General features: G+C 65.4%; 18 protein-coding genes. 5 read left to right on the forward strand and 13 right to left on the reverse strand.

Translation table 11 applies throughout. From position 1 onward, the window contains the following. The first annotated feature begins 113 nt into the window (after positions 1 to 113). A complete protein-coding gene (locus ISG32_RS07435; RefSeq protein WP_194770350.1) occupies positions 114 to 830 on the forward strand; it encodes an MgtC/SapB family protein in 717 nt (238 codons plus the stop codon). A 48-nt stretch (positions 831 to 878) separates the two neighbouring features. Here the strand turns inward: ISG32_RS07435 and ISG32_RS07440 are convergent, their stop codons facing one another. Further along, complete coding sequence (locus ISG32_RS07440) at positions 879 to 1,043, reverse strand: hypothetical protein (RefSeq protein WP_194770351.1); 165 nt, start codon at positions 1,041 to 1,043, stop codon at positions 879 to 881. 373 nt (positions 1,044 to 1,416) lie between these two features. On the opposite strand from ISG32_RS07440, the gene cysK reads away from it, so the two are divergent. The 3 genes from cysK to ISG32_RS07455 all read left to right on the forward strand — a co-directional run bounded on the left by cysK (position 1,417) and on the right by ISG32_RS07455 (position 5,264). Further along, complete coding sequence (cysK, locus tag ISG32_RS07445) at positions 1,417 to 2,334, forward strand: cysteine synthase A (RefSeq protein ID WP_194770352.1); 918 nt, start codon at positions 1,417 to 1,419, stop codon at positions 2,332 to 2,334. A gap of 482 nt (positions 2,335 to 2,816) precedes the next feature. Further along, positions 2,817 to 3,401: a hypothetical protein gene (locus ISG32_RS07450; RefSeq protein ID WP_194770353.1), complete on the forward strand. Its 585-nt coding sequence runs from the start codon at positions 2,817 to 2,819 to the stop codon at positions 3,399 to 3,401. 111 nt (positions 3,402 to 3,512) lie between these two features. Then, on the forward strand, positions 3,513 to 5,264 hold the full coding sequence (locus ISG32_RS07455; protein ID WP_194770354.1) for an NAD(P)/FAD-dependent oxidoreductase: 1,752 nt from the start codon (positions 3,513 to 3,515) through the stop codon (positions 5,262 to 5,264). Here ISG32_RS07455 and ISG32_RS07460 read toward each other — a convergent pair. The 12 genes from ISG32_RS07460 to ISG32_RS07515 all read right to left on the reverse strand — a co-directional run bounded on the left by ISG32_RS07460 (position 5,234) and on the right by ISG32_RS07515 (position 18,032). After that, positions 5,234 to 6,790, reverse strand: a complete 1,557-nt coding sequence (locus tag ISG32_RS07460) for a class I adenylate-forming enzyme family protein (protein WP_194770355.1) — start codon at positions 6,788 to 6,790, stop codon at positions 5,234 to 5,236. The genes ISG32_RS07455 and ISG32_RS07460 overlap by 31 nt on opposite strands. 23 nt (positions 6,791 to 6,813) lie before the next feature. Continuing rightward, positions 6,814 to 7,791 (reverse strand): NAD(P)H-dependent flavin oxidoreductase, encoded by a 978-nt coding sequence (locus tag ISG32_RS07465; protein WP_194770356.1) that lies wholly within the window; start codon positions 7,789 to 7,791, stop codon positions 6,814 to 6,816. Positions 7,792 to 7,821: 30 nt separating this feature from the next. Beyond that, entirely contained in the window at positions 7,822 to 8,838 is a 1,017-nt protein-coding gene (locus tag ISG32_RS07470; RefSeq protein ID WP_194770357.1) for a Bug family tripartite tricarboxylate transporter substrate binding protein, read from the reverse strand. Between the two features lie 127 nt (positions 8,839 to 8,965). Further along, positions 8,966 to 10,198: a CaiB/BaiF CoA transferase family protein gene (locus tag ISG32_RS07475; RefSeq protein WP_194770358.1), complete on the reverse strand. Its 1,233-nt coding sequence runs from the start codon at positions 10,196 to 10,198 to the stop codon at positions 8,966 to 8,968. A 121-nt stretch (positions 10,199 to 10,319) separates the two neighbouring features. Further along, a complete protein-coding gene (argE, locus tag ISG32_RS07480; RefSeq protein WP_194770359.1) occupies positions 10,320 to 11,510 on the reverse strand; it encodes an acetylornithine deacetylase in 1,191 nt (396 codons plus the stop codon). Then, the gene (locus tag ISG32_RS07485) at positions 11,503 to 12,180 is read right to left on the reverse strand and encodes a DUF1028 domain-containing protein (protein WP_194770360.1); all 678 of its coding nucleotides are present in this window, start codon (positions 12,178 to 12,180) and stop codon (positions 11,503 to 11,505) included. The genes argE and ISG32_RS07485 overlap by 8 nt, the downstream gene beginning before the upstream one ends. A 172-nt stretch (positions 12,181 to 12,352) precedes the next feature. Next, positions 12,353 to 12,775: a RidA family protein gene (locus tag ISG32_RS07490; RefSeq protein WP_194770361.1), complete on the reverse strand. Its 423-nt coding sequence runs from the start codon at positions 12,773 to 12,775 to the stop codon at positions 12,353 to 12,355. Positions 12,776 to 13,005: 230 nt separating this feature from the next. Further along, entirely contained in the window at positions 13,006 to 14,283 is a 1,278-nt protein-coding gene (locus ISG32_RS07495) for a flavin-containing monooxygenase (protein WP_194770362.1), read from the reverse strand. Positions 14,284 to 14,395: 112 nt separating this feature from the next. Then, on the reverse strand, positions 14,396 to 15,094 hold the full coding sequence (locus ISG32_RS07500) for an ABC transporter ATP-binding protein (protein WP_194770363.1): 699 nt from the start codon (positions 15,092 to 15,094) through the stop codon (positions 14,396 to 14,398). After that, entirely contained in the window at positions 15,087 to 15,929 is an 843-nt protein-coding gene (locus tag ISG32_RS07505) for an ABC transporter ATP-binding protein (RefSeq protein WP_194770364.1), read from the reverse strand. Before ISG32_RS07505 ends, ISG32_RS07500 begins: the two co-directional genes overlap by 8 nt. Then, positions 15,919 to 17,115 carry a branched-chain amino acid ABC transporter permease gene (locus tag ISG32_RS07510; RefSeq protein WP_194770365.1) on the reverse strand — a complete coding sequence of 399 codons (1,197 nt, stop codon included), beginning with the start codon at positions 17,113 to 17,115 and terminating at the stop codon, positions 15,919 to 15,921. The genes ISG32_RS07505 and ISG32_RS07510 overlap by 11 nt, the downstream gene beginning before the upstream one ends. Then, positions 17,115 to 18,032 carry a branched-chain amino acid ABC transporter permease gene (locus tag ISG32_RS07515; RefSeq protein WP_194770366.1) on the reverse strand — a complete coding sequence of 306 codons (918 nt, stop codon included), beginning with the start codon at positions 18,030 to 18,032 and terminating at the stop codon, positions 17,115 to 17,117. The genes ISG32_RS07510 and ISG32_RS07515 overlap by 1 nt, the downstream gene beginning before the upstream one ends. 299 nt (positions 18,033 to 18,331) lie before the next feature. Between ISG32_RS07515 and ISG32_RS07520 the strand changes: the two genes are divergently transcribed. Beyond that, entirely contained in the window at positions 18,332 to 19,480 is a 1,149-nt protein-coding gene (locus ISG32_RS07520) for a branched-chain amino acid ABC transporter substrate-binding protein (protein ID WP_194770367.1), read from the forward strand. Positions 19,481 to 19,567: the final 87 nt, after the last annotated feature.

The raw sequence follows: 19,567 nt of genomic DNA on the forward strand, positions 1-19,567 counted from the left end.
CTGCTACGCTGTCGTGACGACGCTGCTCGGGCGCTTTCACATGAAGCGCCGAGGCTGGTGACAACAAAGCGCGCAGCACGCACCAAGACAACCACATCAGGACCGCGCATCGCATGCAAGCTCTCCACAACCTCAATGCGCAAGCAGCGCTCAACACGCTGGTCAGCCTGTTCTTCGCCTTCATCTTCGGCAGCGTCATCGGCCTCGAACGCCAGATCCGCCAACGCACGGCGGGCCTGCGCACCAACACGCTGGTGGCGGTCGGCGCGGCGGTGTTCGTGGATCTGGCCATGCGGCTGAGCGACGCGGACGGCGCCACGCGCGTGATCGCCTACGTGGTCTCGGGCGTGGGCTTTCTCGGCGCCGGATCGATCATGAAGGAAGGCGCCACCGTCACCGGCCTGAACACCGCCGCCACTCTGTGGGGGTCCGCCGCCGTGGGTGCCTGCTGCGGCGCGAGCATGATTCTCGAGGCCTTCATGGCGACCCTGTTCGTGCTCGCCTCCAACACCCTGCTGCGCCCGGTGGTCAACACCATCAACCGCCGCCCCGTGAACGAAGAAGCGGGCGAGGCGATCTACTACGTCTACGCGATCTGCACGAGCAGCGTTCAGGCGGCGGTGCGCGAACGGATGCTCGAGTTGCTCGATGCCGCGACCTACCCGGCGCGCTCAGTGGAAAAACATGCGTTCGGGCCGAGCGACACGGAGATCGAGGTCGTGCTGCACGCAACGTCCGTGGACGCGGATGAGCTCGACGGTGTCGTCAAGCAGATTGAGGCCTTGCCCGGCGTCCTCCAGGCGTTCTGGAACTCCAGCACGGAGGAGTGAGGGGGCGGGGAATTCGTTCCCATCCGCTCCTGCCGGGACGCCCCGGCCTCAACTGGCCGCAGCCACGATGGTGTTGAGAATCAGCACCACCAGTCCGAACACGCCGATGACCATGCAGACGTCCGCTCCCTTGCGTTCACGCATCGCGTAGCCTCCCACCAGCAGCAACATGGCCACGCTCCCCGCGATGATGTTGAAGTCGAACAGTTCCATGCTTGATCCATCGTTGTGCGCTGTCGAAAGAGGTTGACGACGACGAAGGTCCTCGAAGTCCGGCAGCGTGTGAGTTATGTATGACGTAAGACGTGAGACACTTTTTCTTACTAACGATTGTCGGAACTCCATGCCCGACATCACTTGACTTACCTCAAGACACCTCGCAACCCGCCCCAGCGACCTGCTTGCATATTCCCAACCGCAGCAAAACCTGCATATCCATATCGCGAAAAGTACTAACAACTGCGCCACAATGGACTGGTTGCTTTCAGCCAGACTCTTGTCCGGCGTCCTTTCCCGTTTTCTTTCCCGTTTTCTTTCTCGTTTTCATCCCGTTCCGATTCATCCCCTGTAGCTGGAGACTTCTTTCATGAAATACGACAACATCCTGCAGACCATCGGCAATACGCCCGCCGTGAAGATCAACCGTCTGTTCGGCGCTGGTGCCAATGTCTGGGTGAAGGCCGAGCGCGGCAATCCCGGCGGCTCGATCAAGGACCGCATCGCGCTGGCGATGGTAGAGGACGCCGAGCAGCGCGGCACGCTCAAGCCGGGTGGCACGATCATCGAGCCGACCTCGGGCAACACCGGCATCGGCCTCGCGCTGGTCGCCGCCGTCAAGGGCTACAAGCTGATCCTCGTGATGCCCGAGAGCATGTCCATCGAACGCCGCCGCCTGATGCTGGCCTACGGAGCAAGCTTTGATCTGACGCCCAAGGAAAAGGGCATGAAGGGCGCGATCGCCCGCGCGCAGGAACTGGCCGCATCGACCCCCGGCGCATGGATTCCACAGCAGTTCGAGAACCCCGCCAACATCGACGTGCACGTGCGCACGACGGCTCAGGAAATCCTCGCCGATTTCCCTGACGGCATCGACGCGCTGATCACCGGCGTGGGCACTGGCGGCCACCTGACGGGCGTCGCGCGCGTGCTCAAGGCCAAGTTCCCGAGCCTCAAGGTCTTCGCCGTCGAGCCCGTGGCCTCGCCCGTGATCTCCGGCGGCCAGCCCGCACCGCACCCGATCCAGGGCATCGGCGCGGGCTTCATCCCCAAGAACCTCGACACCACGCTGCTCGACGGCGTGATCCAGGTCGACGCCGAACCCGCCCGCGAATACGCCCGCCGCTCGGCGCGCGAAGAAGGCATGCTGGTCGGCATCTCCTCCGGCGCCACACTCGCCGCCATCGCCCAGAAACTGCCCGAACTGCCCGCAGGCGCGCGCGTGCTGGGCTTCAACTACGACACGGGCGAACGCTATCTGTCGGTGGATGGATTCCTGCCGAGCTGAGCTCGTCGTCCTGCATATCCACTGCCCACCTGCCGTGGATACCCCAGCCCCGAACTGCGGTCGCGTGCCGTGGTGGGGCTTTTTCATGCCCGGCACTCATGCCTTGCACGTTTGCGAGCCATTCCATCCGAACCTTCTTCACGACATCAAATTGACAGCAACAGCGGAAAAGCATTGGCTATCATGTTGATGCATTGATCCCATTCATCAATTAAAAACACTCGGTCAGCGTGACTGGATCGAGAGGGCTCACCATATCGATGCCGCACAGCGTGGCACCCCAACCCGCGCGTTCAATCGTGCACCGCACACCGGCTCGTGCTGCTGACCAGACCACCATGTCTTCACTCACCACTCGACGCGAACACCTGCGCTGCCTGCTGGCTCTGACAGCGCTGACGACGGCAGGCTGCAGCGCTGCCGCCTCTCCGCACTCCACGCCGTGGGCTCCTTGGAATCCCCAAACGCCGAAGCCCTCCAACATGTCACCCGACAAAGCCTACGCCCTCTTTCTGGCCTGGAAGGCCTTTGTCGGCCCGGTGCGCAAGGCGTCGTTCACCGGCATCGAGCAGCGGCCCAACGGCAGCTTCAAGGCGATCCATGGCGGTGCCGATTTCGACTACGACATCGATACCCGAACGCTGATGGTGATGCGCCTGCTGACCGAAGGCGCGAACCCGCTGATCCGCGACGACCACCCCGGCGTGGTGGCCAACCGGAAGCTGGCGCTGCAGGAGCCGTTCACCATGGGCGGTGCGCAGTTCTTCATCAATCCGCGTCCGTGGTTGACGGATCTGCATCGTGCTCGCTCGCCGGGCATGAATGCCTACATGCTGCGGCGGGACTTCAACGATGCGGACATTCCGAAGGAAAGCTTCGTGCTCGACGTGCGATGGCTTCTCTTTTGGGGGTTCTACTGGTATCCGCACGGCGGCAATCTGGTCGGAGTGGAAGAGCCCGGATTCAAGCGCGCCTTCCGTCCACAGGACTATCTGGAGCGCACGCGTCCGGCGCTCGAGAAATGGGCCAACGCACTGCTGGCAAAGGGTGAGCCTCCGGATCTCTGAGCACAAACGGGCCCCTGCGGAGCTGGACTGCCGGCAAGGGACATGGCGTTTCGCTATGATTTCGTCCCCTGATTGAACTGCTCTCGCCCGATCACCACGGGCCAGCCCCACATGCTCCGCATCTCCGAAATCAAGCTGCCGCTTTCCGCGTTGCCAGCGGGCGAATTCGACGCCGACACCCATCCCGAGGCCGCCCTGCGCGCACAGATCGCGCAGACGCTGGCCATCGACGCAAGCGCCCTCGCCTCCCTGCATGTGCACAAGCGCAGCTTCGACGCGCGCAAGGTCGAGTTGATGGCGGTGTACATCGTCGACGTGACGCTGGCCGACGCGGCGCAGGAGGCCGCGCTGCTCGCGGCGCACGAGAAGAATCCGCATGTCAACGCCACGCCGGACATGGCGTGGAAGCCGGTGGGGCAGGCCCCTCACGACCTGGCGGAGCGCCCGGTCGTCATCGGCTTCGGGCCCTGCGGGATCTTTGCCGCGCTGGTGCTGGCGCAGATGGGATTCAAGCCCATCGTGCTGGAGCGCGGTCGCGAGGTGCGCCAGCGCACCAAGGACACCTGGGGCCTGTGGCGCAAGCGCGTGCTGACGCCCGAGTCGAACGTGCAGTTCGGCGAAGGCGGCGCGGGCACGTTCTCGGACGGCAAGCTCTACAGCCAGATCAAGGATCCGCGCCACCTGGGCCGCAAGGTGATGGAGGAGTTCGTGCAGGCCGGTGCGCCCGCTGAAATCCTGTACACCGCACATCCGCACATCGGCACGTTCAAGCTCGTGAAGGTCGTGGAGACGCTGCGCGAGCAGATCATCGCGATGGGTGGCGAAGTGCGTTTCGGGCAACGCGTGAGCGATGTGCAGGTGCAGACGGATGCCGACGGCACGCGCCGCGTCACCGGGCTCACGGTGGTCAATCTGGCCACCGGCAAAGAGCAACCGCTGCCCGCCACGCAGGTGGTGATGGCGCTTGGCCACAGCTCGCGCGACACGTTCGCGATGCTCTACGAGCGCGGTGTGGCGATGGAGGCCAAGCCGTTTTCCATCGGCGTGCGCATCGAGCATCCGCAAAGCGTGATCGACCGTGCACGCTGGGGCAAGCATGCGGGCCATCCGCTGCTTGGCGCTGCCGATTACAAGCTGGTCCATCACGCGAAGAACGGCCGCGCGGTCTACAGCTTCTGCATGTGCCCAGGCGGCACCGTGGTCGCTGCAACGAGCGAGCCGGAGCGCGTGGTGACCAACGGCATGAGCCAGTATTCGCGCAACGAGCGCAATGCGAACGCGGGCATGGTGGTGGCCGTGGATGAAAGCGATTTTCCGAGCGACGTGGCCTCGTTCGAGCAGCATCTCGGCAAGAGCTACGGCGTCGAGAACTACCAGACGGGCACGACGCATCCGCTCGCGGGCATCGTGCTGCAGCGCCAGCTCGAATCGAATGCCTACGTGGTGGGCGGCAGCAACTACAGCGCGCCGGGTCAGCTCGTGGGAGATTTTCTGGCCAGACGCGACTCCACCGCATTCGGCGACGTGCAGCCCTCATACAAGCCTGGTGTGCACCTGACCAGCATCGACAAGGCCCTCCCCGCGTTTGCCACCGAGGCGATGCGCGAGGCGCTGCCGGTGTTCGGCCGCAAGATCCGTGGCTACGACATGGCCGACGCGGTGATGACCGGCGTGGAGACGCGCACCTCCGCGCCGCTGCGCATCGGCCGTGGAGCCGACTTCCAGAGCCTGAACACGCAGGGCCTCTATCCTGCGGGTGAAGGAGCCGGTTACGCGGGCGGCATTCTGTCGGCGGGCGTGGACGGCATCAAGGTCGGCGAGTCCTTGGCGCGTCAGATGCTCGGCTTGGCCGACGCCGCGTAAGCCTCGCGCAGATCGCGCTTTAGCACCTTGCCGATAGCGCTGCGCGGCAGCTCGTCGACCAGCACCAGATCGGCCAGGCGCTGGGTCTTTCCCGCCATCGCGTTGAACCACTGCCTGATCTCGTCGGCCGTATCCAGCGCGCCCTTGCGCCGCACGACGTAGGCCACCGGGGTTTCGCCCCACAGCTGCGAAGCGACACCCACCACAGCCACGTCCTCGACCGCAGGGTGCGCACGCATCTGCGCCTCAAGGTCGCTCGGGTAGATGTTGAAGCCGCCGCTGATGATCATGTCCTTGCGGCGATCCATCAGCGTCAGAAATCCGTCCTCATCGAATCGCCCGACATCACCCGTGCGGATGAATCGCTTGCCCGTCGGATCGAACCATTCGGCCTCGCGCGTCTTCTCGGGTTGGCCGTGGTAGCCGGTCATCATGCCGGTGGAGTGGCCGACGACCTCGCCGATTTCGCCCTGCGGCACCTCGTTTCCCGCTTCGTCGATCAGGCGGATGTCGCTGTTGGCGGCCGGCCGGCCGACGGTGTGCAGCTTGTGCGGAAAAAGGTGCGCATCGAGGATGCAGGTGCCGCCGCCTTCGGTCATGCCGTAGTACTCGGTGAGCGTACCGGGCCAGCGCGCCAGCACGTCGGCCTTGAGGTCGGCACGGAACGGCGCGCTGGTGCAGAACTTGAAGCGGAACGCGGAAAGATCATGCGCGTCGAAGTCGGCCAGCGCCATGATGCGCTGGTACTGCACCGGCACGAGAATGGCGTGCGTCACGCGCTGCTGTTCGGCCAGACGCAGATAGCGCGCCGCGTCGAATTTCTTCATGAGCACCACGCTGCCACCGTAGGCGAGCGAGGGAATGAAGATCACCAGCGTGGTGTTGGAGTACAGCGGCGTCGCGAGCAGCGTGACCGACTCGGGCCCGTAGCCGTTGGCTGCGCCGCGCTGCACATGCGCCCACCTCATGCCGTGCGACTGCACGATGCCCTTGGGCGTGCCGGTGGTGCCCGATGAGTAGATGATGTTGAACGCGTCGCTGGGCACCACGTCGACATGCTGCGGCTTGCTGCCCGCCGCAACCAGCCAGGGATCGAACATACGTCCGTGCGCGATGCCGTCCAGCGAGATGCACGACAGACTGGAGTCGAGCGCGGAGACATCGGCCGACGCATCCGCGAACCACAGCCTGGCGCCGGAGTCGCGCAGCATGGCGGCAAGCGTGTCGCTGGTCGATGAAGGTGCGAGCGGAGCCACTGCCGCACCGGCTCGCAACGCACCAAGAAACACCGCGCCGCAGCGCACCGAGTTCAGCGCGCAGATGCCCACCACATCGCCCCTGCACACGCCGTCGCGCTGCAACGACGCGGAGATGCGGTCCACCAGCGCGTCCAGCTCGCCGTAGCTCAGCGCCTCGGTTTCGTCGCGCAGCGCGGGATGCCCGGGCCGCGTCTGGGCGTGCAGGCGCAGGAGGTCGGAGACGGAGTGGAACGGCGCTGCGGCAAGCGGATGGGACGTGGTGGTCATGGGAGAGAGATGGATGTCGCGCATCAGGCGGCGGAGATGCCAGCGAGCCGCTGGTCGATGAGTGCGTGGGCCTCGCCCATGATGCGGTCGATGAGCTGCTGCACGGTCGGCACATCGTGGATCAGGCCGACGACCATGCCGCAGGACCAGACGCCGCTTTGCATGTCGCCCTGCTGCATGATGCGCGGATAGGCACCGGCCAGCTCGGGCGCGATGTCTTCGAAGCGGATGCGGCTGCCGAGTTCGCGCTCCTTGCGCAGCACCTCTTCGGTGGCGGCGTTGGCGAACACGCGCTCGGTGTTGCGCAGCGGTCGCATGACGATGCGCGTGTCCAGCTCGCTCGCCTGCACGATGGCCTGCTTCACGTTGTCGTGGATCGGCGCTTCCACCGTCGCCATGAAGCGCGTGCCCATGTTCATGCCGTCCGCGCCGAGCGCCAGGGCGGCCACGAGCGAGCGCCCGTCGGCCATGCCGCCCGATGCGACGAAGGGAATCTTCAGCTCCTCGGCCGCGCGCGGCAGCAGGATGAAGTTGGGCACGTCGTCCTCGCCGGGATGCCCGCCGCACTCGAAGCCGTCCACGCTGATCGCGTCGCAGCCGATGGATTCGGCCTTGAGCGCATGGCGCACCGACGTGCATTTGTGGATCACCTTGATGCCCGCGTCCTTCATCATCGGCAGCCACTTCTGCGGGTTGTTGCCCGCCGTCTCGACGACCTTCACGCCGCCGTCGATGATGGCGCGGATGTAGCCCGCGTAGTCAGGCGGATTCACCGCCGGAAGAAAGCTCAGGTTCACGCCGAAAGGCTTGCTCGTCATCTCGCGGCAGCGTGCGATTTCGTTGGCGAGCAGTTCCGGCGTGCGCTGCGTGAGCCCGGTGATGATGCCAAGCCCACCCGCGTTGGAAACCGCCGAGGCCAGCTCGGCAAACCCCACGTAGTGCATGCCACCCTGGATGATGGGATGCTCGATGCCAAAGAGTTCGGTGATGCGCGTCTTCATGCGTGTTGTCCTTCTTTCCAAAAACAGATTTCAGTCGAGCCTGGCCCCTGCCGTCTCCACCAGCGCCTTCCAGACCGGCATGTCGCGCTGGTAGTTCTCGCGGAACTGCTCGGGCGAGCTCATCAGCGGCGCGAAGCCCGCGCCCGTGATGCGCTCCTGCACCTTGGGGTCCTTGGCGACCTCGAGCAGATGCGCGTAGAGCTGCGCGATGATGTCGCGCGGCACGCCAGCAGGCGCGCCCATCGCGATCCAGCCGACCAGCGAGAACGCATCATCGAGCACGCCCTGCTCATGGATCGTGGGCACGTCGGGCATCACCACCATGCGCTGGCGGCCCGTCACCGCAATCGCCTTGATGCGTCCCGTATCGGCATGCGGCTTGACGTTCTGCGCGCTCAGAAAACCGAACTGGTACTGCCCGCTGATGAGCTCCTGGATCGCCTGGCTCTCGCCCTTGTAGGCCGCGTGGTTCATGTCGGAGTTGGTGATCTTGCTGATGTAGGCGCCCGCCAGATGCGCGTACGAACCCACGCCGTAGGAGCCGTAGCTCATCTGGCCGCGATGCGCCTTGGCGTACGCCAGCAGTTCCTTCATGTTCTTGACCGGCACCGACGGATGCACCGCGAGCACGACCGGCGCGGTGCTCACCTGCGAGACCAGTGCAAGGTCCTTGATCGGGTGATACGGCAGCTTGGAATAGAGATACTGGTTGACCAGCATCGACGAGCTCAGCGACATCAGCAGCGTGTGGCCGTCAGGCACGGCCTTGGCCACCGCGTCCGTGCCGACGATGCCCGACGCGCCGGGCCGGTTGTCGACCACCACCGGCTGGCCCACGCGCTTGGACAGCCCCTCGCCGAACGCACGCGCGAGAATGTCGGTCGCGCCGCCCGCGTTGTACGGCACGATGAGCCTGATCGGCTTGCTGGGCCAGTGGTCCCGGCCCGTCTGCGCCTGCGCGCCCGACACCAGATGGACACCGGCAAATGCCGCCGCGCCCTGCAGCAGGGTGCGGCGCTGGATCATCGACACGTCATTGAAGCTCATTCGCTCGTCTCCTTGAATCATTCAATCGGCAGGCTGCACTCGGCAGCGGCGCCATCACACAGAGAATGCGGAACACGGACTATGCGGAACACGGACTGACAGAAAAACAGGGAAAGATCCGGAACACTCACTCGGGCAGCGTCAGCACGCCCTTGTCGCGCAGCTCCGCGAGCCGTTCGTCGCTCAGCGAGAGCAGACCACGCAGCACTTCGCGCGTGCCCTCGCCGAGCGTGGGCGGCGCGCTGCGGATCGGCAGGCGCTGCCCGTTCATGCGCACTGGCGGCGCAAACACTGGTGTTGTGCCGACCACCGGATGCGGCATGTCCTGCACCAGCCCGCTGCGCCGCGTGCGTTCGCTGTGCAGCGCCTCGTGCAGGCCCAGCACCTCGCCGCAGGGAATGCCCGCCTTGCGCAAGCGATCGAGCAGCACATCGCGCTTGATCGCACGGATCAGCTCCTTGAGCATCGGCGTGAGCGCGAGCCGGTTCTTGGCGCGGTTGACGTTGCTGGCGAAGCGCTCGTCATCGACGATGTCGGGACGCTCGAGCACCACGCGGCAGAATTTCTCGAACTGCGCATTCGTGCCGACCGTGATGATCAGCGGCCCGTCCGCCGCCTCGTACATGCCGTAGGGCACGATGGACGGATGCGCATTGCCGTAGCGCTCGGGGTCGTGACCGAGCTCGAGCGCGTCGAGCCCGTAGTACCCCGTGATCATGACGCCGCAGTCGTAGAGCGCCATCTCGATGAAGCGGCCCTGCCCCGTGCGCTCCCGCTTGAACAGCGCCGCGAGCACGGCCTGCGCGGCCGTCATGCCGGTCATGAGGTCGACCACCGCCACGCCGAACTTGAGCGGCGGCTGCTCCTTCTCGCCGTTCAGCGCCATCAGGCCCGCCTCGCCCTGGATCACCAGGTCGTAGCCCGGCCGCTGCGCCTCCGGCCCGCTGCTGTCGTAGCCCGCGACGGCCACGTAGACGACGTCGGGCTTGATCGCCTTGAGCTGCTCGTAGCCGAGCCCGAGCTTCTCCGCGCCACCCGCCTTGAAGTTGTGGATCACCACGTCCGACTGCCGCAGCAGATCGTGGATGATGGCGATGGCCTCGGGCGTCTGCAGGTCCAGCGTGACCGAACGCTTGTTGCGGTTCATGCTGTTGTAGTAAGTGGTCTCGGTCTTGCCGATGCGCATGCCCCAGTCGCGCGTGTCGTCGCCGCGCCCGGGATGCTCGACCTTGATGACCTCCGCGCCGAAGTCGGCCAGCACCTGCCCGCACAGCGGGCCTGCAAACACGCGCGAGAGGTCCAGCACGCGCACGCCCGCCAGCGGCAGATCGGGCTCCTGATCGGCAACGTTCGCAGCCATGAGATGGGTCTCCTTTTGGAAGAGACCCATTGTGTTTCCCATGGCACGGAATGGGCTATTGCAAAATGCTGAACCTCTGGTTTTCCCCAGCGCGAATTTCAGCAATTGCGCATAGTGATCGTTATGTGCTCGCGTTTTCCAGATGCTGAGTGAGGCGTGCCAGCATCGCGTCGCAGCCCTCCAGCTGAGCGACGCTGACGAACTCGTCCGGCTTGTGGCCCTGGTCCATGCTGCCGGGTCCGCAGACGATCGAGGGGATGCCCGACTGCATGTAGAGCCCGCCCTCGGTGCCGTAGGCGACGGTGCCGAAGTCCGTCGATCCGCTGAGCCAGCCAAGCAGCTTGGCGGCATCGCTGTCCTGCGGGGTGACTAGGCCGGGATAGGCGCTGAGTTCCTCGAACGCGATTCCGGTGTCCGGCTTCACCGCCTGCATGCGGGGCAGCAGTTCGTCCGTGGCGAAGGTCTGCAGCGCGCTCACTACCTCGCCTGCGTCGTAGCCCGGCAGCGCACGCACTTCGAAGTCGAACTCGCATTCGGCGGGCACGATGTTGAGCGCGCGTCCGCCCTTGATCACACCCGTCTGCACGGTCGAATACGGCGGGTCGAAGCGCGCGTCGTGCAGCGCCGGTTGTGCCAGCTCCGCACCGATGTCGCCGAGCTTGCCGATCATGCGCGCGGCGTATTCGATGGCGTTCACTCCATACGGCGCATAGGCGGAATGGCAGGCCGCACCCTTCACGCAGCAGCGCATCGCGAGCTTGCCCTTGTGGCCAAGCACCGGCTTGAGTTCCGTGGGCTCGCCGATCAGGCACAGGCGCGGCTTGATCGGGCGCTTGGCCAGCTCGGCCAGCATGGGGCGCACGCCGAGACAGCCGATCTCCTCGTCATACGAGAAGGCCAGATGCACCGGTTGCTTGAGCTGCGCACGGGTAAAGCCCGGAACGGCCGCAAGTACGCTCGCGATGAAGCCTTTCATGTCGGCCGTGCCGCGTCCGTAGAGACGGCCATCACGCTCGAGCAGCTGGAACGGGTCGACCGTCCACGCCTGCCCATCGACCGGCACCACATCGGTATGGCCCGAGAGCGCGATGCCCGCGCGGTCGGTCGGTCCGATGGTGGCGAACAGGCTGGCCTTGTTGCGCTCGGCGTTGTAGAACAGCTCGGCCTTCACGCCATGCTGCGCGAGGTAGTCGCGGATGAAGACGATCAGCTCGAGATTCGAGTTGCGGCTCACCGTGGGGAACGCGACGAGCTGCGCGAGCATCGCGCGGCTGGACATGTCGGTGGCGCGGTATTTTTCTGCGTCACTCATCGCCGGGCACTCCGTAGCTCGGCGCGGCCGTGGGGTTGAGCGCGCGCGTCTGGTAGTCCTGCATCTGCGGCTGGTAGGCGGTCCAGAGCTTCTGCAGCTCGCCGATGGGGTCGTGCTCGGCCCAGTCCACGCGCAGATCGGCGATGGGCCAGACATGCTCGCCCGCGATCTTGAGCGCCGCCGAATGCACCGGACCCGCCTCGCCACCGGCCGCCATGGCGGCCTGCATCGCGATGAGCAGGCGCTCTGCGAGCGGCTTGCCCGCGCTGTTCTCGAACGCGGGAATCATGGCCTCGATCACGCCCTTGCTCGCAAGCATGTTGCCCGCGGCCACGCATTGCTTGCCCATCGCGCTGGTGAAGATGCCGAGCGCCTCGGTGCCGCTGAACACGCCGGTGCGGCCCTGTGCATCGACCACCGTCACCTGCCGGTACTGCGGCCAGCTCTTGTCGTCGAGCGCCTGCTGCAAAGCCGCATCGGGCGCGGCACCCTGCTCCAGCAGATCAAGCACGCGCGGACCCAGCCCCGGCAGCGTGACGTTCTGCGTGGACACCACGCCCACGCCCGCGCGCACCCACGGGCAGCGCGCGCCCACGGCAATGCTCGACGAGCTGATGGCAACGCCGAGTTGCCCGGTCTGGTCACAACGACCAACGATTGAGAACGTCATACCAATATCTCCAGATTCAGTGATTCAGGACTGGTCGCATAAAACTGGCGCGGCCCAGGCCAGCAGCAGCCGCGCAAGGGCCGCCCCGCCGCGCTGGCTGCGTCCCCCTGCCCGCATTGCAACGCAATGCGTAGAGCGGGGGGAAGGCGCGAAGCGACTCAGGGGGGACAGCCTATTTTTTCCAGTCGTCGGGGATGACCGCGATGACGTCGATTTCCATGAGCCACTGCGGCTGACCGAGCGCCGAGATGCACAGACCCGTCGAGATCGGGAACACGCCCTTGAGCCACTTGCCCACTTCGCGGTACACCGGCTCGCGGTAGCGCGGGTCGATGATGTAGGTGGTCGTCTTGACGATGTGCGAGAGGTCGCTTCCGGCCTCTTCGAGCAGTTGCTTGACGTTTTTCATCGCCTGCTCGGCCTGCTTTTGCGGATCACCTAAGCCGACGAGGTTGCCCTCGAAGTCCGTGCCGATCTGGCCGCGCACGTAGACCGTGTTGCCTGCTCGGACAGCCTGGCACAGGTCATTGTCCAAGCTCTGGTTCGGATAAGTGTCCTTCGTGTTGAACATCCGAATGCGTGTATGTGTTGGCATATCTGTTCCTACCTCGGGTTTTACGAAGCCTTTCGGCTTCGATGGTTGGTCGTTTGGTGGCGTCAAGACAGCCCTTGATGCTTTGTTGCGCAGCCTTGCCGTACATGAGTACTGTCTGCGTCTGCGCGTCGCGCCTCAAGGGCTGCCTTGTCGTTGTGGTGGTTGATCGGGACTCGCTTGCGCTTCGGAGGCTGCTGTGGCGAGGTTGTGGATCGTTGTGTGGTTGGCCTTTACTTGCTGCTGTTCTTCTTTTGCGCTGCCGCGTGGTAGTCCGTGTAGCGGCGCTGCTTGGCGATGTGGTCGGCCACATGCTTGGCGTCGTGCCACACGCCCCAGATGAACGACGAGCCGCGGCGCGAGAGCCAGGGGAGGCCGAGGAAGTAGACGCCGGGTTCGTTCGACACGCCGCGGTGGTGCTGCGGCTTGCCGGTGGCGTCGAAGGTGTTGACCTGCAGCCAGCTGAAGTCGGTCTTGTAGCCCGTGGCCCAGATGATGCTGGTGATGCCGGCTGCGGCGAGGTCGAGTTCCTTGAGCGGGTGGGTGACGCACTCGGGATCGGACAGGCGCTTGCGGGCTTCGGGTTCTTCGGGCAGGTCGATGCCGTTGCGTTGGATGAATTCATCGGCCGCGTCGAGCATGCCCAGATAGTTCGCGTCGCCGTTGGCGATGTTTTCCGCGAGATCGCCCTTGAACTTCACCTTGCCGTCGGCAAACGATTCCGTCAGGCCGACGAGCGTGATGCCCTGGTGGCCGAGCGCGCGGAAGTCGACCGTGTGGCCGCCGCGTGCGCCGCTCACGGCGATGGTCACGTGTTCGCGTCCGGGCTTGGCGATGGCCGCGTCCCACTCGCCGAGCACGCCAAGCCACCAGCAGAAGTCACGGCCACGGTAGGCGCGTGGCGGGCGGTCGTGCGCGCCGACCGAGAGAAACACCTTTCGGCCCGCGCGCTGCAGTTCGTCGGCGATCTGCACGCCCGACGAACCCGCGCCCACCACCAGCACCGCGCCTGCGGGCAGCTGCTCGGGGTTGTAGTACTGAGCGGAATGGATCTGCTCGATGCGCTCGTCCTTGGGCGCGATGGGCGGAATCACCGGCACCTGGAACGGGCCGGTCGCGGCGATCACGCTGTTGGCGTGGATCACGCCGTCCGAGGTCTCGACGGTGAAGCCCGGCCTACCCTGATTGCGCGTGACCTTCTTCACCTCGACGCCGGTGCGCACGGGCGCCTTGATCTGCCGGACGTAGTCCTCGAAGTAGTCGGCCACCTCGTCCTTGCCGGGAAAGCCGTCCGCATCGCTCTTGAACTCCATGCCCGGAAAGCGGTCATGCCACGCGGGGCCGTTGGCGACCAGCGAGTCCCAGCGCCCGGTGCGCCAGGCCTGGGCGATGCGGTTGCGCTCCAGCACCAGATGCGGAACGCCGAGTTGGCTCAGGTGTTCGCTGGCGGCGATTCCGGCCTGTCCGGCACCGACCACGAGCGTATCGATTGTTTGGATGTCTGCTGTCATGGCGTCTACTCTCAGAAAAATGGGGCGTGAGTCCGTCCTGCATCGGCGGTCTGCCGACGTTGGCGGTGGGGATCAATCGGATGAAAAGTCGGTTGAAATGCGGCGTGTATGGCTACAGGTACAGGTGCTTGACCACGTCGTTGTTGAGCAGCTCCTTGGCCGTGCCCGAGGCCACCAGCTGGCCCTTGAGCAGCAGATATCCGGTGTGCGCGATCGACAGCGCGGCCTCGGCGTTCTGCTCGATGAGCAGCACTGTGATGCCGTGCTGGTGGATGCGCTCCACCGTCTCGAAGTACTCCTCGATGAGCTTGGGCGACAGGCCAAGCGTGGGCTCGTCCATCACCACGAGGCGCGGATTGCCCATGAGCACGCGGCCGAGCGCGACCATCGCCTGCTCGCCGCCGGACAGCGTGCCCGCCGTCTGCGCGATGCGTTCTCCCACGCGCGGAAACATCGCCACGACGCGCTCAAGCGCCTTGGGAAAGCTCTCCTTGGGACGCAGCGCGTCGTAGCCGATCTGCAGGTTCTCCTGCACCGTCAGTTCAGGGAACAGGCGACGGCCCTCTGGCACGAAGCCCACGCCGAGCCCCGCAAGCTCCTCGGTGCGCATGCGCGCGAGGTCCTTGCCCATGATGCGGATCGCGCCGTGGTAGACGGGCAGCAGTCCGGCGATCGCCTTGAAGGTCGTCGTCTTGCCCGCGCCGTTGGGGCCGAGCAGGCAGACGATGCTGTGCTCGGGCACCTTGAGCGATACCTTGTTGAGCATGTTGACCACGCCGTAGCGCGTGCTGATGGAGTCGATCTCAAGCATGGTGGCTGCTTGCCTTTCTGCCCAGATAGGCTTCCTGCACGCGCGGCAGCTGGCGCACCACTTCGAAGGTGTCGTCGCCGATCTTGCGGCCGTAGTCCAGCACCATCACGCGGCTGGGCAGCGTGGCGATGAGGCGCATGTCGTGTTCGATGATGATGAAGCCGAGCTTCGGGTTCTGTTCGCGCAGCCGCTGTATGTCGGCGATCAGCGCGTCGGTGTCGCGGTCGTCCATGCCGCTCGAAGGTTCGTCGAGCAGCACGATCTTTGGCTCGGTGGCGAGCGCGCGGGCGATCTCCAGACGCCTGCGGTCGGCCTGCGGCAGGCTGCTGGCGAGCACGTTGCGGCGCTCGAAGAGATCGTGCGACACGCTCTTGAGCAGCTCGCAGGCGCGCTCCGCGCAGCGGTTCATCTCGGCCTTGGATTTGCCGGGGCGTAGCAGCGCGGTGATCACGCCGCACTTCGTGCGCGAGTGCATGCCGATGATGACGTTGTCGAGCACGCTCAGGCTGCCGAACAGGCGACTGGTCTGGAAGGTGCGCGCGATGCCCGCACCCGCGATCTCGTAGGCCGGCACGCCCTTGAGCGACTTGCCCTCGAGCAGCACCTCGCCCTCGGTGGGCACGTAGATGCCGGTCAGCAGATTGAGCAGCGTGGACTTGCCCGCGCCGTTCGGTCCGATGATGCCCAGCACCTCGCCCGTGGCCAGATGGATGTCGACGCCCTGCACCGCCGTGAGGCCGCCGAAGCGCATGGTGAGCCCGCGCCCTTCCAGCACCAGCGGACCGGTCGCTTTCGCCGCCTGAGCGGTCTGCGTGTGGTTCGATTCAATGCTCATGGTTGCGCACTCGCTGAGGGAAGATGCCGCGTGGACGGATGATCAGGAAGGCGATCACGACGAGGCCGTAGAACAGGATGCGGTAGTCGGAGAACGCGCGCAGCTTCTCGGGCAGCATGGTCAGCAGGAACGCGCCGACGATCACGCCCAGCGTGTTGTCCATGCCGCCCGCGATCACCATCGTCATGATGGTCACCGAGACCAGGAAGGTGAAGTTGTCGGGCGAGATGAAGCTCACGTAGAACGCGTACACGGTACCCGCGAAGCCCGCGAGAAACGCGTCCACCGCGAAGGCCTTGACCTTGAACCAGGTGACGTTGATGCCGCAGGCGCGCGCCGCGATCTCGTCGTCGCGCAGCGCGTTCCAGGCGAGGCCGACGCGCGAGCTGTGCAGACGCTGGGCCGACACGATGGCGATGCCCAGCAGCGCGACCGCGACGTAGTAGAAGTTGGCCTGACCAGGCAGGCTGTGGCCGAACAGCGTGATCGGATCGTTGAACGAGTGACCGAAGAACGTGGGCGACGGAATGCCCACCAGTCCATTCGCGCCGCCGGTCCATTCGAAGTTCATCAGCAACTGGTGCACGACGATGCCGAAGGCGATGGTCACCAGCGCCTGGTAGCTGTCACGGGTGCGCATCGATGGCAGGCCCAGCAGAAAGCCGAAGATCGTCGCGACGATGGCGGCCACCACGAGGCAGATCCAGAAGCTCACGCCGAAGTGGATCGCGAGCAGCGCCGACGCGTAGGCGCCGATGCCGTACGACGCTCCGGTCGCGAAGTTCGGAATGTTGGCGCTGCCGAGCTGGAAGTTCAGCGCGAGCGCGAGCACCGCGTAGAGGCAGGCGATGATCATCAGGTGCATCGCGTAGCTGTCACCGTTGAGCACCCAGGGAAACACCAGCGCCAGCACGATGCCGAGGCACACGGCCAGCGGCTTGCACTGGCTGAAGGCGGCCACGATGCGGTCTTCCACCGCAGGGCGCTTCTGCACCGCGATCAGCGCGACCGCGAAGCAGGCCAGCAGCACCAGCACGGTGATCCAGCTCTCGGCCAGCAGAAAGAAGCGCAGCAGCACCGCGCTGCCAAGGCACACGCCGAGCACGATGGCCGACGAGGCCATGCGGTCCGGCGCGGCGGCGGTGCGCGCCGCGGCCGAGGGGGAAATCGTCGTCGAAGTCTGCATCACACCTTCTCCATTTTTTGCACACCGAACAGACCGGCGGGACGGAAGATCAGCACCAGGATCACCAGCGCGAAGACGAACACCAGGCGGTACGAAGTGCCGTTGGGCACGTAGCCCTGCACGATGGTCTCGATGGCCGCGATCAGCAGGCTGCCGACGATGGCGCCGCCAAGGCGACCGAGCCCGCCGACCACGGCGGCCGAGAAGCCGATGAGGCCGGCCTGCACGCCGAAGTCAAAGCGCACGACACCCGCATAGCTCGCGAGAAAGATGCCGCCCACCGCCCCGACGGCCGACGCGATGAAGAAGGTGTTGCGGAACACCGGACCCGGAGCGATGGAGAACAGGCGTGCGGTCTCGCGGTCCTGCGACACGGCGCGGATGCGCATGCCCATCGGCGTGTGATGCAGCACGTAGAGCATCAGCGCGACCAGCGCCACCGACACCAGCACCGACACAACGCTGATCATCGGCAGCGAGCCGAAAGGCGTCTCGATGGCGCCCTGCGCAATCGCGGGGAACGCGTGCGGGTTGCTGCCCTGCGGGTAGAGGTGGCGGATCAGCTCGCGGATCACGATGCCGAGCGCCACGGTGGCGACCAGCGGCATCATCGCGGGCGCATCGCGGAAGCGGCTGATCACCAGCCGGTCGAGCGCGATGCCCAGCCCTCCCACCGCCGCGATGGCGATCAGGCAGGCCAGTGCAAGCACCACCCAGGTTGCCGATCCGCCCATCGATGCCGCCAATGCCTGAACGGCTGCGAGCGCGATGAACGGGGCCACCATGGCCACATCGCCATGGGAAAAGTGAATGACCTGCAACACACCAAACAACAGGCTGAACCCCAGGGCAAGCAAGCTGTAGATGCAGCCCAGGGTCAGCCAGTTGATGAGTTGCTGGAACAGCGCGTCATGCATTGATCGGATTCCTATTCGGTTGTTTCGTGTGTCTCCACGTACGCAAAATATTTAAGCAAAGAAATGCCGAAAACCTGCATCGTTTTTGCTGACGCGCTGGTTCGGAAAACGCGAACCAGCGCCCGCCAATGCGGCGATACAGTGATTTCACGACGCAGGAAAGGCTCCGCCTCCGGCCTCGGATTTCCCTGTGGTGGCACACGGCGCGGTCCACCATGAGGACGCCTCGCCGGACGTTCCGCCCTTTGCGCTTCCTTCCGTTTCCTTCCCGTTTACCCACTCACCAGGACAGACTGACCATGCAAGCTCCTTCGACTTTCGCCGCTCCCTCGTCCGCTCGCCGACGCTTCGCCGCGTCCGCCGTGACGCTCGCCGCCGCCGCGCTGCTGTGTGCACCGGCCTTGGCCCAATCCACCGTGAAGCTTGGCTTCATCGGCCCCGTGAGCGGCGGCAACGCGCAGCAGGGTCTGGGTGCGAAGAACGGCTTCCTGCTGGCCATCGACCAGTGGAACGCCACGCCCGGCGTGCCGTTCAAGGTGGAAGGTGTGGTGCTCGACGATGCCTCCGATCCGCAGACCGGCGTGTCCGCCGCGCTCAAGCTGGTGAACGACCGCGACATGGTCGGCGCCATCGGCCACTGGAACAGCCCGGTCGCGCTGGCCACGCTGCCGGTGTTCAACCGCGTGCAGATGCCCTTCATCGTCTGGGGCGCCATCGGCCCCAAGATCACCGAGCAGAACTTCGCCAACACCACGCGCGTGACGCCCACGCTGGTCAACGAGAACAAGCCGCTGGCCACCTGGGCGGCGACGGGCCTCGGTGCCAAGAAGATCGCCATCATTGCCGACACCAGCGACTACGGCCGCGCCAATCTCACGTCCTTCGGCCAGTTCTTCAAGGCCGAAAAGGGCAGCGTCGTGGCCGAGGAAAGCTACCCCGTGGGCACGACCGACTTCCGCTCCATCCTCACCAAGGTGAAGAGCCTGAACCCCGACGCCGTCTACTTCGGCGGCGTGATCACCGAGGCGGGCATCGTGCGCAAGCAGATGGCAGAACTCGGCATGAAGCAGCCGATGCTGGGCATCAGCGGCATGTTCGATCCGCAGCTCATCCAGATCGCCGGTGCGGCGGCGGACGGCACCATCGTCGGCACGCCCAAGTCGCAGCTCAATCCCAAGCTCGACGCCATGAGCAAGGCCTACGCCGCCAAGGGGTATGCGGACTCCGAAAGCCCGTACACCAAGTACGCCTACGACGCCACCGGCATCCTGCTGCAGTCGCTCAAGTCCGCGGGCCCGAAGAACAAGGTCGCCGTCGCCAAGGCGATCCGCGCGATCAGCTATGACGGCGTGACCGGCACGGTGACCTTCGACGCCAACGGCCAGACGCAGATCCCCGTGGAGCTGCAGCTCCATGAAGTGAAGGACGGGAAATGGGTGAATCGTTGAGCACTCCCCTGAGTCGCTTCGCGCCTTCCCCTCGCTCTTGCATTGCTTGCGCAATGCGGGCAGGGGGACGCAGTCCCCGCTGCGGGG

The organism is Diaphorobacter caeni (genome assembly GCF_015354245.1).
Lineage (GTDB): Bacteria > Pseudomonadota > Gammaproteobacteria > Burkholderiales > Burkholderiaceae_C > Diaphorobacter_A > Diaphorobacter_A caeni.

Excerpts from the sequence above, each read along its gene's own strand:
- ISG32_RS07435 (WP_194770350.1), top strand. The coding sequence starts at position 114 with ATGCAAGCTCTCCACAACCTCAATGCGCAAGCAGCGCTCAACACGCTG.
- ISG32_RS07440 (WP_194770351.1), bottom strand. The coding sequence starts at position 1,043 with ATGGAACTGTTCGACTTCAACATCATCGCGGGGAGCGTGGCCATGTTG.
- cysK (WP_194770352.1), top strand. The coding sequence starts at position 1,417 with ATGAAATACGACAACATCCTGCAGACCATCGGCAATACGCCCGCCGTG.
- ISG32_RS07450 (WP_194770353.1), top strand. The coding sequence starts at position 2,817 with ATGTCACCCGACAAAGCCTACGCCCTCTTTCTGGCCTGGAAGGCCTTT.
- ISG32_RS07455 (WP_194770354.1), top strand. The coding sequence starts at position 3,513 with ATGCTCCGCATCTCCGAAATCAAGCTGCCGCTTTCCGCGTTGCCAGCG.
- ISG32_RS07460 (WP_194770355.1), bottom strand. The coding sequence starts at position 6,790 with ATGACCACCACGTCCCATCCGCTTGCCGCAGCGCCGTTCCACTCCGTC.
- ISG32_RS07465 (WP_194770356.1), bottom strand. The coding sequence starts at position 7,791 with ATGAAGACGCGCATCACCGAACTCTTTGGCATCGAGCATCCCATCATC.
- ISG32_RS07470 (WP_194770357.1), bottom strand. The coding sequence starts at position 8,838 with ATGAGCTTCAATGACGTGTCGATGATCCAGCGCCGCACCCTGCTGCAG.
- ISG32_RS07475 (WP_194770358.1), bottom strand. The coding sequence starts at position 10,198 with ATGGCTGCGAACGTTGCCGATCAGGAGCCCGATCTGCCGCTGGCGGGC.
- argE (WP_194770359.1), bottom strand. The coding sequence starts at position 11,510 with ATGAGTGACGCAGAAAAATACCGCGCCACCGACATGTCCAGCCGCGCG.
- ISG32_RS07485 (WP_194770360.1), bottom strand. The coding sequence starts at position 12,180 with ATGACGTTCTCAATCGTTGGTCGTTGTGACCAGACCGGGCAACTCGGC.
- ISG32_RS07490 (WP_194770361.1), bottom strand. The coding sequence starts at position 12,775 with ATGCCAACACATACACGCATTCGGATGTTCAACACGAAGGACACTTAT.
- ISG32_RS07495 (WP_194770362.1), bottom strand. The coding sequence starts at position 14,283 with ATGACAGCAGACATCCAAACAATCGATACGCTCGTGGTCGGTGCCGGA.
- ISG32_RS07500 (WP_194770363.1), bottom strand. The coding sequence starts at position 15,094 with ATGCTTGAGATCGACTCCATCAGCACGCGCTACGGCGTGGTCAACATG.
- ISG32_RS07505 (WP_194770364.1), bottom strand. The coding sequence starts at position 15,929 with ATGAGCATTGAATCGAACCACACGCAGACCGCTCAGGCGGCGAAAGCG.
- ISG32_RS07510 (WP_194770365.1), bottom strand. The coding sequence starts at position 17,115 with ATGCAGACTTCGACGACGATTTCCCCCTCGGCCGCGGCGCGCACCGCC.
- ISG32_RS07515 (WP_194770366.1), bottom strand. The coding sequence starts at position 18,032 with ATGCATGACGCGCTGTTCCAGCAACTCATCAACTGGCTGACCCTGGGC.
- ISG32_RS07520 (WP_194770367.1), top strand. The coding sequence starts at position 18,332 with ATGCAAGCTCCTTCGACTTTCGCCGCTCCCTCGTCCGCTCGCCGACGC.